Origin of the sequence: Mycolicibacter minnesotensis (assembly GCF_010731755.1) — a bacterium.
Taxonomy (GTDB): domain Bacteria; phylum Actinomycetota; class Actinomycetes; order Mycobacteriales; family Mycobacteriaceae; genus Mycobacterium; species Mycobacterium minnesotense.
In genome coordinates this window covers 3,012,974-3,026,997 of sequence record NZ_AP022589.1, presented here as the reverse complement: position 1 = coordinate 3,026,997, position 14,024 = coordinate 3,012,974, and the positions used below count along the sequence as shown (strand labels likewise).

The window sequence follows — 14,024 nt, the reverse complement described above, 5'->3', positions numbered from 1 at the left end:
TGTCGTGAGCGGTATCAGTTCACCCTTCGGTCAGAACGAGTGGCTAGTCGAGGAGATGTACCGCAAATTCCGCGAGGATCCCTCCTCGGTGGATCCGAGCTGGCACGAGTTCCTGGCGGACTACAAACCTGACGCATCGCAAGGCGACGGCGCTGCGAAGCCCGCCCCTGCCGCGGCACCCCCGGCGCCCGCAGCTGCACCCGCTCCTGCCGCAGCTGCTCCTGCCCCCGCGGCGCCGGCCGCCAAGCCCGCCCCGGCCGCTGCGGCGCCCGCCAAGCCCGCCGCCAAGCCCGCACCGGCGGCGGCGCCCGCTCCGGCCGGCGATGACGAGCTGCAGGTGTTGCGTGGTGCCGCGGCCGCTGTGGTGAAGAACATGTCCACCTCGTTGGCGGTGCCCACGGCCACCAGCGTGCGCGCGGTGCCGGCCAAGCTGATGATCGACAACCGCATCGTCATCAACAACCAGCTCAAGCGGACCCGCGGCGGCAAGATCTCGTTCACCCACCTGCTGGGTTATGCGATCGTGCAGGCCGTCAAGCAGTTCCCGAACATGAACCGGCACTTCGCCGAGATCGACGGGAAGCCGAACGCGGTCACACCCGCCCACACCAACCTGGGGCTGGCCATCGACCTGCACGGAGCCGGCGGCAAGCGGTCTTTGGTGGTGGCCGCCATCAAGGGCTCGGAGTCGCTGCGCTTCGCACAGTTCGTCGACGCCTACGAAGACATCGTCCGCCGGGCCCGGGACGGCAAGCTCACCGCCGAAGACTTCGCCGGCGTCACGATCTCGCTGACCAACCCCGGAACCATCGGCACCGTGCACTCGGTGCCCCGGCTGATGGCCGGTCAGGGCGCCATCATCGGTGTCGGTGCCATGGAATACCCGGCAGAGTTCCAGGGGGCCAGCGAACAGCGCATCGCCCAGCTCGGTGTGGGCAAGGTGATCACCTTGACCTCGACCTATGACCACCGGATCATCCAGGGCGCGGAGTCGGGCGACTTCCTACGCACCGTGCACGAGATGCTGCTATCGGATGCGTTCTGGGACGAGATCTTCTTCGAGCTGTCCATCCCCTACGAGCCGGTCCGGTGGCGCACCGACAACCCGGACTCAGTCGTCGACAAGAACGCCCGCGTGGTCGAGCTGATCGCCGCCTACCGCAACCGCGGCCACCTGATGGCCGACATCGACCCACTGCGCCTGGACAACACCCGATTCCGCAGCCACCCCGACCTGGACGTGCAGAGTCACGGTCTGACGTTGTGGGACCTGGATCGGGAGTTCAAGGTCACCGGCCTGCCCGGCAATGACATCCGCAAGCTTCGCGAGATCCTGTCGGTGCTGCGCGACGCCTACTGCCGCCACGTCGGCGTGGAGTACACCCACATCCTCGAGCCCGAGCAGCAGCAGTGGTTGCAGGAGCGCATCGAGGTCAAGCACGTCAAACCCACTGTGGCGCAGCAGAAGTACATTCTGAGCAAGCTCAACGCGGCCGAGGCGTTCGAGAGCTTCCTGCAGACCAAGTACGTCGGCCAGAAGCGCTTCTCGCTGGAGGGCGCCGAGACCGTCATCCCCATGATGGACGCGGCCATCGACCAGTGCGCCGAGCACGGTCTGGATGAGGTAGTCATCGGCATGCCGCACCGTGGCCGGCTCAACGTCTTGGCCAACATCGTGGGCAAGCCCTACTCGCAGATCTTCACCGAGTTCGAGGGCAACCTGAATCCGGCCGAGGCGCACGGCTCCGGCGACGTCAAGTACCACTTGGGCGCAACCGGGGTGTACCTGCAGATGTTCGGAGACAACGACATTCAGGTGTCGTTGACCGCCAACCCGTCTCACCTGGAGGCAGTGGACCCGGTGCTCGAAGGCCTGGTCCGCGCGCGTCAGGACCTGTTGGACCGGGGCACCTTGGGCACCGACGAAGAGCCGGCCTTCTCGGTGGTACCGATGATGCTGCACGGCGACGCCGCATTCGCCGGCCAGGGCGTGGTCGCCGAGGTGCTGAACATGGCCTTGCTGCCCGGCTACCAGACCGGCGGCACCATCCACATCGTGGTCAACAACCAGATCGGTTTCACCACGGCACCGGACTATTCCCGTTCCAGCGAGTACTGCACCGACGTGGCCAAGATGATCGGCGCGCCGATCTTCCACGTCAACGGCGACGATCCCGAGGCCTGCGACTGGGTGGCACGCCTGGCGGTGGACTTCCGGCAGAAGTTCCACAAGGACGTCATCATCGACATGCTGTGCTACCGCCGCCGCGGGCACAATGAGGGCGACGACCCGTCGATGACCAACCCGTACATGTACGACGTGATCGGCACCAAGAGCGGTGTCCGCAAGAGCTACACCGAAGACCTGATCGGCCGCGGCGATATTTCGCTGAAAGAGGCCGAGGACGCTTTGCGCGACTACCACGGCCAGCTGGAACGCGTGTTCAACGAGATCCGCGAGCTGGAGAAGCATGCCGCGCTGCCCAGCGAATCGGTCGAGTCCGAACAGGCGATGCCGCGCGGCCTGAACACCGCCGTCGACAAGGCGATGCTGTCCCGCATCGGCGACGCGTTCATGTCGATCCCCGAGGGCTTCACCGTGCACCCGCGCGTCCTGCCGGTGTTGGAGCGACGTCGCGAGATGGCGTATGAGGGCAAGGTGGACTGGGCCTTCGGCGAACTGCTGGCGCTGGGCTCGCTGGTGGCCGACGGCAAGCTGATCCGGCTCTCCGGGCAGGACACCCGCCGCGGCACCTTCTCGCAGCGGCATTCGGTGATCATCGACCAGGTCAACGGCGCGGAGTTCAGCCCGCTGCAGCTGCTGGCCACCAACGCCGACGGGAGCCCGTCCGGAGGCAAGTTCCTGGTCTACGACTCACCGCTGTCGGAGTTCGCGGCCGTCGGCTTCGAATACGGCTACACCGTGGGCAACCCGGAAGCCATGGTGCTGTGGGAGGCGCAGTTCGGCGACTTCGTCAACGGCGCGCAGTCGATCATCGACGAGTTCATCAGCTCGGGCGAGGCCAAGTGGGGCCAGCTGTCCAACGTGGTGCTGCTGCTGCCGCACGGCCACGAGGGGCAAGGTCCCGACCACACCTCCGGGCGCATCGAGCGATTCCTGCAGCTGTGGGCCGAGGGCTCGATGACCATCGCGGTCCCCTCGACGCCGTCGAACTACTTCCACCTGCTGCGCAGGCATGCACTCGACGGAATCCAGCGGCCGCTGATCGTGTTCACTCCGAAGTCGATGCTGCGCAACAAGGCGGCGATCAGCGACATCAAGGACTTCACCGACGTCAAGTTCCGCTCGGTGCTCGAGGAACCCACCTACGAGGACGGCATCGGCGACCGCAGCACGGTGAGTCGGGTACTGCTGACCAGCGGCAAGATCTACTACGAGCTGGCGGCCCGCAAGGCCAAGGACAGCCGCGACGACATCGCGATCGTGCGCGTGGAGCAGTTGGCCCCGCTGCCTAAGCGTCGCCTCGCGGAGACTCTGGACCGTTACCCGAACGCCCGCGAGTTCTTCTGGGTCCAGGAGGAGCCGGCCAACCAGGGGGCGTGGCCGCGGTTCGGTCTGGAGTTGCCCGAATTGCTGCCGGAGAAGCTGACCGGCATCAGGCGGATCTCGCGACGGGCGATGTCGGCACCGTCGTCTGGGTCGTCGAAGGTGCACGCCGTCGAGCAGCAGGAGATCATCGACTCGGCTTTCGGCTGAGGAACGAAGCCGCACGGCTGAGGCACTCGACGGGGCCATCTATTCGGTACCGGCGGTACCGGTTAAGCTCGGTTGTTCCACCGACCGTTGGAGAGAGCACATGCAGGGATTCGCCGGGAAAGTCGCTGTCGTCACCGGTGCCGGTTCAGGCATCGGTCAGGCGCTGGCCATCGAGTTGGCCCGCGCCGGAGCGCAGCTGGCGATCAGCGACGTCGACACCGAGGGCCTGGCCCAGACCGAGCGGCGATTGACCGCACTGGGCGTACGAGTCAAGGCCGACCGCCTCGACGTCACCGAACGCGAGGCGTTCCTGGCCTACGCCGACGAGGTCAAGGAACACTTCGGCAAGGTCAATCAGATCTACAACAACGCCGGCATCGCGTTCAGCGGCGACGTCGAAGTCAGCCCGTTCAAGGACATCGAGCGGGTGATGGATGTCGACTTCTGGGGCGTGGTCAATGGCACCAAGGCCTTCCTGCCGCACCTGATCGAATCTGGCGACGGACACGTCATCAACATCTCCAGCCTGTTCGGTCTGCTGGCAATGCCCGGCCAGGCTGCCTACAACGCAGCCAAGTTCGCCGTCCGTGGCTTCACCGAGGCGTTGAACCAGGAGATGGCTATCGCCAAGCATCCGGTCAAGGTCACCACGGTGCACCCGGGTGGCATTCAGACCGCGATCGCCCGCAATGCCACCGTGGTCGAAGGGTTGGACGCCGCGGCGATGGCCGAATTCTTCGACCGGAAGCTGGCCTCCACCAGCGCCGAAGAGGCCGCCCGAGTGATACTCGACGGGGTCAGCAAGGGCCGGGCCCGCGTGCTGATCGGAAACGACGCGCGGATTCTTGACCTGCTGGTGCGCATCCTGGGTTCCAAGTATCAGCGGCTGTTCTCGTTCGGGATCCCCAAGCTCCGGCCCCGGTAGAGGAGCAGGGGCCGATCAGGGCCGCCCAGCCGGAAACTGACGACGCCACACCGGCGTGTCTCGCAGCGATATTCCGGCTCGCGGCGGCCGTACGGCTGCTCCTAGCGCCCGAGCGGGTGCTCGTCGAGGAAAGCGTCCACCACCGTCTGTGGATAGGCGCCGTCGGCCACCTGGCGACGCATGTCCGCCAGCGCCTCGGTGTCCAGCACGCCGGCCACCTGGTTGACCGCCAGCACCTGGGCTTCGGTCAGCTCATTGCGGCGATACAGCGGCACCACGTTCTCGGCGCGCACCAGTGCGGGGTGGGCGTCGCTGAGCAGCACCGCACCCTCCGGCACGTCGGGGGCCGCAGTGCTGGACCAGGCCGCGCCGATCTGGCGGGCCTGCAATGCCGCGAACAACGCTGCATCGTCAGAGAATTCGCGGGACTTGGCCAACGTGCAGCTTCCCACCGCGTTCGGCACCGAGACACCCCGGACGCTGCCGACCGTCAATCCGGCGCAATGCCGTGCCAGTGTGGCCAGGTCGGCGCCGTCCCACGCCGCCACGGTCGCCTTCGTCACCGCCAGCGTGGGCTTGTCCTCGGCGGTCATCGCGTAGTCGCCGACCGCAAGCCCCTCCGGCAGCGCACCGGCCAGCGCCCAGTAGACGCCACGGTCGGAGCGCGCGGCGGAATCATGGGCGAACATCACCAGGAAGCGTCCGGTGAAACCGGGCACGACGGTCAGCTCCCCCGCATCCAGTGCGGCGACCGGGTCGGCGGCGGACTCCACGCGCACCGCCGCACCCGTACCGCGTAAGGCGCTGGCATACAGGTGAGCCAGTATCTGCGACTGCGGGTCCGGCGACATGCCAACCGCCAGCGGCGCCGGGCCCGGATGCGCGCCGCAACCGGCGAGCAACACGGCCACGCTTACCAGCGCCAGGCGGCGCAGGTGATGTCCTAGCGGCCTGGGCACCGTGGGCTCTACGACGCTGTATCGGCAGCCGCCGCGACAGCCGCGGCCACGGCCGGCTCGACCCGCGGGTCTAACGGGCTGGGGACGATGCGGTCGGGCGCAAGATCGTCGGCGACCACGGAGAAGATCGCCTCCGCGGCAGCCAACTTCATCGCCTCGGTGATCCGGCGCGCACCGGCGTCCAGTGCACCGCGGAACACGCCGGGGAAGGCCAGCACGTTGTTGATCTGATTGGGGAAATCACTGCGACCGGTCGCGACCACCGCCGCGTACTTGGCCGCCAGTTCGGGGTGGATCTCAGGGTCGGGGTTGGACAGCGCGAACACCACCCCACCCGGAGCCATCGTGGCGATCAACTCCTCGGGCACGACTCCCCCTGAGGCGCCCAGGAAGACGTCGGCACCGGCCAGCGCCTCGGCCAAGCCGCCGGTCAGTCCCCGGGGATTGGTCCGCTGCGCCAGCTCAAGCTTGACGTCGTTCATGCCGGGACGCTCTGGATGCAGCACACCCTGGGAATCCAGCACGATCATCTCCGTGATGCCCCTCGAGAGCAGGATGTTGGCGCAAGCCACACCCGCGGCGCCGGCACCGGAGACCACCACCCGCAGGGACGCGATATCGCGGTCGAGCACCTTGGCCGCACCGAGCAGGGCCGCCAGGGCCACGATCGCGGTGCCGTGCTGGTCGTCGTGCATCACCGGGCAGTCCAGCGCCTCGATCACGCGGCGCTCGATCTCGAAACACCTCGGGGCGGAGATGTCCTCCAGGTTGACCGCGCCGAACGAGGGCCGCAGGCGCACCAGCGTCTCCACGATCTCGTCTGGATCCTTGGTGGCCAACACAATCGGAATGGAGTCCAGGCCGGCGAACGTCTTGAACAGCGCGGCCTTGCCCTCCATCACCGGCAGCGACGCCGATGGCCCGAGGTCGCCTAGACCGAGTACCGACGTACCGTCGCTGACCACGGCCACCAGCCGGTGCGCCCAGGTGTAGCGGGCCGCCAGCGTGTGGTCGGCGGCGATGGCGCGACTGACCTGAGCGACACCCGGGGTGTAGGCGATAGAGAGCGCGCGTTGGCTGTCCAGTGGGGTTTTCAGGTCGACTGAGATCTTTCCGCCCGCATGGGCTTCGAAGATCTCTTCATCTCCGATGACGATCGGAGTGCTGTTCACCATGTTCGCAAGGTTCTCGGTCATCGGAAGTCCAGGGTACTGCGCTGCTGTACCTCGACCGTCGACGGCAAGCGCCCGTGGGCGCCCGCCGCGCTCAGATCAGGCCCAGTCCGGTGACGGCTTCGCGCTCCTCGGCCAGCTCAGCGGTCGAGGCGTCGATCCGGCTGCGGGAGAAGTCGTCGATCTCCAGGCCCTGCACGATGCTCCAGTCGCCGCCGGAGGTGGTGACCGGGAACGACGAGATCAGGCCCTCCGGCACGCCGTAGGAGCCGTCGGAGACCACGGCCATCGACACCCAGTCATTGTCGGGAGTGCCGAGCAGCCAGCTCCGCGCTGCGTCGACGGTGGCCGACGCGGCCGAAGCTGCCGACGAGGCGCCCCGCGCATCGATGATCGCCGCGCCGCGCTTGGCGACGGTGGGGATGAAGTCGTTCTCGATCCAAGCCTGGTCGCCCACGACCTCGGCGGCGTTACGCCCGCCGACTTCGGCGTGGAACACGTCCGGGTACTGGCTCGCGGAGTGGTTGCCCCAGATCGTCATCTTCTTGATGTCGGTGACCTTGGCGCCGGTCTTGGAGGCCAGCTGCGAGATCGCCCGGTTGTGGTCCAGGCGGGTCAGCGCGGAGAAGCGCTCGTTGGGGATGTCGGGGGCGTTGGTCATCGCGATCAGCGCGTTGGTGTTGGCCGGGTTGCCGGTCACACCCACCCGGATGTCGGAGGCGGCGACGGCGTTCAGCGCCTTGCCCTGCGCGGTGAAGATCGCACCGTTGGCCTCAAGCAGGTCGCTGCGCTCCATGCCCGGTCCGCGGGGGCGGGCGCCGACCAGCAGCGCCAGGTTGACGCCGTCGAAGATCGTGTTCGCGTCCGAGCCGATCTGCACGCCCGACAGCAGCGGGAAGGCACAGTCGTCGAGCTCCATGACCACGCCCTCAAGTGCCTTGAGGGCGGGCTCGATCTCCAGCAGGCGAAGTTCGATCGGCCGGTCGGGGCCCAGCAGGGAGCCGCTGGCAAGGCGGAACAGCAGGCTGTAGCCGATCTGGCCGGCGGCGCCGGTGACGGCCACCTTGAGTGGGGTTGTGCTCACGTCAAGTGCTCCTCGAACGAGTTCGGCTGGTCTGGCTTAGGTCCGGGTCGAAACTAGCGCACCGGCGTCCTGCCCGAAACTCGGGGACCCCGCCGAAGAAACGCGCTCACCGTGCAGGTCCGCGCCAGGCGCGTAGCATTTCACCGGCACCTGCGCCGGAGGGAGAGCCGCGATGACCGCGTTGCACGATCCGGCACCCCGCGTACTGGTGGACTGCGGTGTCTACGCCGACGGCGAGCGGGTTCCCGGGACGTTTACCCCCGCGGGCGCACGCGCCAAAGTGCGTGAGATCGAGGCCGAAGGCCGCCCGGCATTCGTCTGGGTCGGCCTGCACGAGCCGGGCGAGGCCCAGATGCAGGGTGTGGCAACCACGTTCCAACTGCACCCACTGTCGGTAGAAGATGCCGTTCAGGCACACCAGCGGCCCAAGCTGGAACGCTACGACGACACCCTGTTCCTGGCGCTCAAGACCGTCAACTACGTCCCGCACGAGTCGGCCGTGCTGCCGCGCGAGATCGTCGAGACCGGCGAGATCATGATCTTCGTCGGCAAGAACTTCGTGGTGACCGTCCGTCACGGCGACCACAGCGGCCTCGCCGACGTCCGCAGGCGGATGGACAGCGATCCCGAGCAGATGCGACTGGGTCCGTTCGCCGTGATGCATGCCATCGCCGACTACGTGGTGGACCGCTATGTCGAGGTGACCAACCTCATGGAGAGCGATATCGACGTCATCGAGGAGGCCGCGTTCGCACCGGGCACCCGCACCGACGTCGAACCGATCTACCAGCTCAAGCGTGAGGTCGTCGAACTGCGACGTGCTGTGGCGCCACTGTCGGTGCCGTTTGAGCGGATGCAGACCGACTATCGGGATCTGATCTCCAAAGAGGTACGGCGGTATCTGCGCGACGTCGCCGACCACCAGACGCGCGCCGCCGAGCAGATCGCCGGTTACGACGAGTTGCTCAGCTCGCTGGTGCAGGCCGCGCTGGCGCGGGTGGGCATGCAGCAGAACACCGACATGCGCAAGATGTCGGCCTGGGCCGGCATCATCGCCGTCCCGACCATGATCGCCGGCATCTACGGCATGAACTTCGACTACATGCCCGCGCTGCACTGGGTGTTCAGCTATCCCCTGGTGGTGACGGGCATGGGCGTGATCTCCGCGGTGCTCTACCGCGCCTTTCGCCGCAACGGCTGGCTCTAGGCGCCACCTACTGCGGCTGGGAGGCGCGGCGATCCGGGTCGAAGGTGTCCACGCCGTCGGAGCGCCAGGCCTCCCGCAGGGCCTCGGCGCCCTTGAGCCGCACCCAGGCCGCCTCGGTGGCGGTGATCGGGATGGCAGCCAGGAACCGCACCGGTTCACGTGGCGGCGCCAGCGCCAAATCGGCGATGTCACTTTCGCCCAACAACACTGCGGTGAACGGCACCGGACCCGAAGGCCCCGTCCACAGTGGCCCGCCGAGGTCGATCAGCGCGTCAGGCGCCAGCACCACCCCCTCGACCACCGGGGCTGCCGCCACCGCAGCGAGGCTGCGGGCCAGCCCGGTGTCTGAGCCCGACGATCGCAGGCGCACAACAATTTCGGCCAGGGGGCCGAGGACCGGGTCCGCGACCAGCTGGCCGGGGTCGCCCATCGGGTGGCGCGAACAACCCGCCGAGACGTAATGCACCATCCGGTCCGGTCCCGGACCGAATCGCAGCACCTCGATGGCCTCGACCCCCAAGAACGTCACCCGTGCGGTGTCGGGCGCGGCGGGCAATCCCGCCGCGGCGAAGTGCTGCCCGACATGCTCGCGCACGAGCTTCAGATCGACACTCACCGACAGCTCACCGCCCGGCCGGGGCGACACTGAGGTTCGCCCCGGTGGTGGCGTCGAAAACCACCACTGTCTCGGGTCGCAGCGCCAACTCGATCGGTTGCCCGGCAACCGCTTTGGAGGCAGCGGGAACCCGTGCGACCAGCTCGTTCTCGACCGGATTTTCGCCTGAGGCGGCGGGAGTGAAGTACAGGTACTTGTCGGCCCCCAGCGATTCGACCAGATCCACGCGGGCCCCCAACGTCACCGCCGCGGACCGCGCGACCTCGTCGAGCAGCGCGGCATCGCCGAGATGCTCAGGTCGCACTCCGACCACCACTGCGCCGCCGGCCGGGTCCGGATGCCTCCCGATCACGTCACGAACCTCGGCACTGAGCGGGACTTCGCCGACGGCCAGCCGTACGCCGGCCGGCGTCAGCGTGCCCGGGAAGAAATTCATCGCCGGCGAGCCGACGAAACCGGCGACGAACATATTGGCGGGTCGCTGGTAGAGCTCGTCGGGGGTACCGATCTGCTGGGCGATTCCGCCGTGCATCACCACCACCCGGTCTCCCAGCGTCATGGCCTCGGTCTGGTCATGTGTGACGTAGACGGTGGTGGTGCCCAGCCTGCGCTGCAGGCGGGCGATCTCGCTGCGCATCTGCACCCGCAGCTTGGCGTCCAGATTCGACAGCGGCTCGTCCATCAGAAATGCCTTGGGGTGCCGCACTATCGCGCGTCCCATCGCGACACGCTGACGCTGGCCACCCGACAGCTGCGAAGGCTTGCGATCCAGCAGGGCGGACAGGTCGAGGATCTTGGCCACCTCGTCCACCTTCTCGGCGATCTGCGGCTTCTTCATCTTGGCCAGCGTCAGGGGGAACGCGATGTTCTGCCGCACGGTCATGTGCGGGTACAACGCGTAGGACTGGAACACCATCGCGATGTCACGGTCCTTGGGTGCGCGCTCGTTGACCCGCTGTCCACCGATGCGCAGCTCCCCCGACGTGATCTCCTCAAGCCCCGCGATCATGTTGAGCGTGGTCGATTTTCCGCAGCCCGAGGGGCCCACCAGAATGATGAACTCGCCATCGGCGATGCTCAGCGACAGATCTTTCACCGCCACGGCACCGTCGGGGTAGCTCTTGCTGATGTGGAGGAGTTCGATCTCGGCCATCGGCTTATCCCTTCACCGCGCCGGAGGTCAATCCCGCCACGATCCGTCGTTGGAAGATGAGAACAAAGACGATGATCGGCACCGTGATCACCATGGCCCCGGCCGCGATCGAACCGGTCGGCTCCTCGAATTGCGAACTGCCGGTGAAGTTGGCGATCGCCACCGGCGCAGTGACCGAGGACTTGGTGGCCGTCAGAGACAGCGCCAACAGCAGATCGTTCCAGGCGAAGATGAACACCAGGATCGCGGCGGTGACGATCCCCGGCGCTGCCAGGGGTGCGATCACCTTGCGGAACGCCTGACCGGGGGTGGCACCGTCCATTTTGGCGGCCTTCTCCAAATCCCAGGGGATCTCTTGGAAGAACGCCGAGAGCGTGTAGATCGCCAGCGGCAGCGCGAAGGTGATGTAGGGGATGATCAGTCCCAGCCAGGTGTCGAACAATCCGGTGGCTCGCTCGATGTTGAAAATAGGTGTCACCAAAGATATCTGCGGAAACATGGCGATCAGCAGGGCTGCCCCGACCAAGAGCCTCTTGCCGACGAATTCGAGGCGGGCCACCGCGTAGGCGGCCATCGCCCCGATCACGACGGCGATCACCGTGGTGATCAGGCCGATTCCCACCGAGTTGATCAGGGCCGAGCCGAAGACGTCGCCGGCGAAGATACCGCGATAGTTGTCCAATGTGATCGACGACGGAATCAGCTTGCCGTCCTTGACCGTCGATGTGGGCTTGAGCGACAGCGAGAAGATCCACAACACCGGGACAAGCGCGTACACCACAACGGCCAGGTCGATGATCAGCCAGGCGGTGCGACGACGAATCTCGGTCACTGTTGGCTCGATCCCGGTGCGGCGGCGCCGAAAACCTTGACGAACAGCCACGCGATCAGCGCAACGCAGACGAAGATCAGCACCGATATCGCCGAGCCCAGGCCCACGTTGAAGCCCTTGAAAAGGTTGTCGTAGCCCAGGATCGACACCGAACCGGTGCTGTTGGAGCCTCCGGTGAGCACATAGATGTTGTCGAAGATGCGAAACGCGTCCAGTGTGCGGAACAGCAGGGCCACCAGAATCGCCGGTTTCATCATGGGCAGGATGATGGTCACCAACCGGCGCCAGGGCCCGGCGCCGTCCATCTGCGCCGCCTTGAGCAGTTCCTCGGGTACCAGCGCCAGCCCGGCCAGTAGCAACAGCGCCATGAACGGTGTGGTCTTCCAGACCTCGGCGAGCACGACGATGGCCAGCGAGGGCAGCTGCTGAGTCAAGGGGGCACTGCCGGATGGCAGCAGATCGGCCAGGTAGCCGGTGCCTGGCGTCCAGGCGTAGTACCAGCTGTAGGCGGCAGCGACCGTGACGATCCCGTAGGGCACCAGCACCGCCGTGCGCACCATCCCCTTGGCGAACAGGCTGCGGTGCATGACCAGCGCCAGCGCCAAGCCGAGGACGAATTCGATGGCCACCGACACCACGGTGATCCCCAGCGTCACCGCGAACGCGGTCCACCAGTAGGAGTCGGTCAGGGTGGTCTGATAGTTGGCCAGGCCGACGAACGCGGTGTCGTCGGGGGTGGCCAGGTTGTAGCGCAGCATGCTGAGCCAGATCGCGTAACCGATGGGATAGGCGGTGACGGCCAGCATCAGGATCACCGCGGGACCGACCAGAACCAACGCCAGGCGCCGCTGCGCACGAACGTCGTCAGCGCGGGTCACGGAATCAGTCCCTTGCCGTCGATGGCCTTGCGCACCTCGACGGTGAGCTCGTCGGCGGTTCGTTCGGGGTCGATCGCGGTGATGGGCGCCAAGGTCGCCGATATCCGCGTCGACACCGCCTGATACACCGGCGTCGCCGGACGCAGCGCGGCATCGGTGAGTTGCTGACGGATCACCTTGTGCTGCGGATACTTCTCCTGGAACTGCGGGTCGGAGTAGACCGAGGCGCGCACCGCGGGCAGTCCGCCCTCGATGGCCACATATTTCTGGTTCGCCACGTCGCGCAGGCAGCGCACCACCTCGAAGGCTTCGCTGCGGTGGCGGGAGGTCTTTGCCACAGCCAGGTTCAACCCACCGAGGGTCACCTTGGCCGGGTGACCCGGCACCACCTCCGGATAGGGCGCGAACCCCAGCACGCCGCGGCTGGCGTCGTAGGCGATCCGGTACTGCTCGTCGCTGGGCGCAAAGGAGCCGATGCCGTCGATGCTGCCGGCCAGATCCGGCCGTCCCTGCAGCGGAAGGAATCCCACCCCGCCCTTGACCGCGTTCTCCAGCATGGACGGCAGCACGAAGGGCCAGTTGACCTCCAGCGCCGCCTTGCCCTGCTCGAACGCCAGTCGGGAGGTGCCCTCATCGCTCTGCGTGATCGACGGGTCGGCTCCCGGGGCGGTCGCGACGGCTTTCATCACGCGCAGCGCGGCGACCGTGGCGGCCCGGTGCTCGGCAGTGTCGGTGAGGGTGACGGTTTTGCCATCGTCGGCAAGAACCTGGCCGCCGGCGCTTTGCAGCAGGGTGTTGAACCACACCACCAGGCCCTCGTACTGCTTGGCCTGCACCGCGATCCAGCTGGGCTCCCCGGCAGCGTGCAGGCGGGTGGCCTCGGAAACCATGCCATCCCAGGTGGCCGGCGCGGTCTTCATCAGATCTGGCCGATACCAGAGCAATTGGGTATTGGTGACCGCCGGCGCGGCGTAGAGCCGACCCTTCCAACGGGCGGTGGCGAGCGGTCCTGGCAGCGTGTCGTCGACCGCGTCGGCCTCGGCCCTGCCCGCCGGGTCCGCCGACAGCGGCAACGCCCAGCCGGCCTCGGCGAACTCGGCGGTCCACACCACGTCCAGACCCATCACGTCCAGGGAGCGGTCATTGCCGGTGAGCCGGCGCGCCAGTTGCAGACGCTGGTCGTCAGCGGCGCGCGGGAGGCTGAACTGCTGCACTCGGTAGCGGCCGCCGGCCTGTTCGGTGCAGCGCCGCGCGAGAACACGAAACGTCGCGGTGTCATTGGCCGGGGTATAGACGCTGATCACCGGCACGCCGGCGCCGTCACCTGCGGACCCACACGCCGTTCCCGTCGAGGCAACGGTGAGTGCGGTCAGCGCAGCCGCGCCCAGCCGCCGTACGCGACCGCGCCGACTCGCCACGCCTCTTGCCTCCCGTTGCCGTTTCGTGCCACGACGGTAAGGCCGCCCGGCCACGCTACGCA

General features: G+C 67.1%; 11 protein-coding genes. 3 read left to right on the top strand and 8 right to left on the bottom strand.

All coding sequences use genetic code 11. The features are described 5' to 3' along the window. The first annotated feature begins 4 nt into the window (after positions 1 to 4). Positions 5 to 3,718: a multifunctional oxoglutarate decarboxylase/oxoglutarate dehydrogenase thiamine pyrophosphate-binding subunit/dihydrolipoyllysine-residue succinyltransferase subunit gene (locus tag G6N09_RS14085; RefSeq protein WP_083027886.1), complete on the top strand. Its 3,714-nt coding sequence runs from the start codon at positions 5 to 7 to the stop codon at positions 3,716 to 3,718. A gap of 100 nt (positions 3,719 to 3,818) precedes the next feature. Further along, positions 3,819 to 4,643, top strand: coding sequence for an SDR family NAD(P)-dependent oxidoreductase (locus G6N09_RS14080; RefSeq protein WP_083027887.1), 825 nt, complete (start codon positions 3,819 to 3,821; stop codon positions 4,641 to 4,643). A gap of 101 nt (positions 4,644 to 4,744) precedes the next feature. On the opposite strand, the gene G6N09_RS14075 is transcribed toward G6N09_RS14080, so the two are convergent. From G6N09_RS14075 to G6N09_RS14065, 3 genes are all read right to left on the bottom strand, one after another. Continuing rightward, positions 4,745 to 5,602 carry a glycine betaine ABC transporter substrate-binding protein gene (locus G6N09_RS14075; RefSeq protein ID WP_109559034.1) on the bottom strand — a complete coding sequence of 286 codons (858 nt, stop codon included), beginning with the start codon at positions 5,600 to 5,602 and terminating at the stop codon, positions 4,745 to 4,747. 8 nt (positions 5,603 to 5,610) lie between these two features. Then, a complete protein-coding gene (locus tag G6N09_RS14070) occupies positions 5,611 to 6,798 on the bottom strand; it encodes an NAD(P)-dependent malic enzyme (protein WP_083027888.1) in 1,188 nt (395 codons plus the stop codon). 70 nt (positions 6,799 to 6,868) lie between these two features. After that, positions 6,869 to 7,858 carry a malate dehydrogenase gene (locus G6N09_RS14065; RefSeq protein ID WP_083027889.1) on the bottom strand — a complete coding sequence of 330 codons (990 nt, stop codon included), beginning with the start codon at positions 7,856 to 7,858 and terminating at the stop codon, positions 6,869 to 6,871. Positions 7,859 to 8,030: 172 nt separating this feature from the next. On the opposite strand from G6N09_RS14065, the gene corA reads away from it, so the two are divergent. Next, the gene (corA, locus tag G6N09_RS14060; protein WP_083027890.1) at positions 8,031 to 9,065 is read left to right on the top strand and encodes a magnesium/cobalt transporter CorA; all 1,035 of its coding nucleotides are present in this window, start codon (positions 8,031 to 8,033) and stop codon (positions 9,063 to 9,065) included. A 7-nt stretch (positions 9,066 to 9,072) separates the two neighbouring features. Here corA and G6N09_RS14055 read toward each other — a convergent pair whose 3' ends face one another. Genes G6N09_RS14055 through G6N09_RS14035 form a run of 5 tightly spaced genes read right to left on the bottom strand, consistent with a single transcriptional unit; the run spans position 9,073 to position 13,962 of the window. Continuing rightward, entirely contained in the window at positions 9,073 to 9,681 is a 609-nt protein-coding gene (locus G6N09_RS14055) for a suppressor of fused domain protein (protein ID WP_083027905.1), read from the bottom strand. Between the two features lie 7 nt (positions 9,682 to 9,688). After that, complete coding sequence (locus tag G6N09_RS14050) at positions 9,689 to 10,834, bottom strand: ABC transporter ATP-binding protein (RefSeq protein ID WP_083027891.1); 1,146 nt, start codon at positions 10,832 to 10,834, stop codon at positions 9,689 to 9,691. Between the two features lie 4 nt (positions 10,835 to 10,838). Beyond that, entirely contained in the window at positions 10,839 to 11,666 is an 828-nt protein-coding gene (locus G6N09_RS14045; RefSeq protein WP_083027892.1) for a carbohydrate ABC transporter permease, read from the bottom strand. Continuing rightward, positions 11,663 to 12,544 carry a carbohydrate ABC transporter permease gene (locus G6N09_RS14040; RefSeq protein WP_083027893.1) on the bottom strand — a complete coding sequence of 294 codons (882 nt, stop codon included), beginning with the start codon at positions 12,542 to 12,544 and terminating at the stop codon, positions 11,663 to 11,665. Before G6N09_RS14040 ends, G6N09_RS14045 begins: the two co-directional genes overlap by 4 nt. Next, positions 12,541 to 13,962, bottom strand: a complete 1,422-nt coding sequence (locus G6N09_RS14035; protein ID WP_083027894.1) for an extracellular solute-binding protein — start codon at positions 13,960 to 13,962, stop codon at positions 12,541 to 12,543. Before G6N09_RS14035 ends, G6N09_RS14040 begins: the two co-directional genes overlap by 4 nt. Positions 13,963 to 14,024: the final 62 nt, after the last annotated feature.

Bases quoted from the DNA above. Each gene is read 5' to 3' on its own strand.
- G6N09_RS14080 (WP_083027887.1), top strand. From the start codon at position 3,819: ATGCAGGGATTCGCCGGGAAAGTCGCTGTCGTCACCGGTGCCGGTTCA.
- G6N09_RS14070 (WP_083027888.1), bottom strand. From the start codon at position 6,798: ATGACCGAGAACCTTGCGAACATGGTGAACAGCACTCCGATCGTCATC.
- corA (WP_083027890.1), top strand. From the start codon at position 8,031: ATGACCGCGTTGCACGATCCGGCACCCCGCGTACTGGTGGACTGCGGT.
- G6N09_RS14050 (WP_083027891.1), bottom strand. From the start codon at position 10,834: ATGGCCGAGATCGAACTCCTCCACATCAGCAAGAGCTACCCCGACGGT.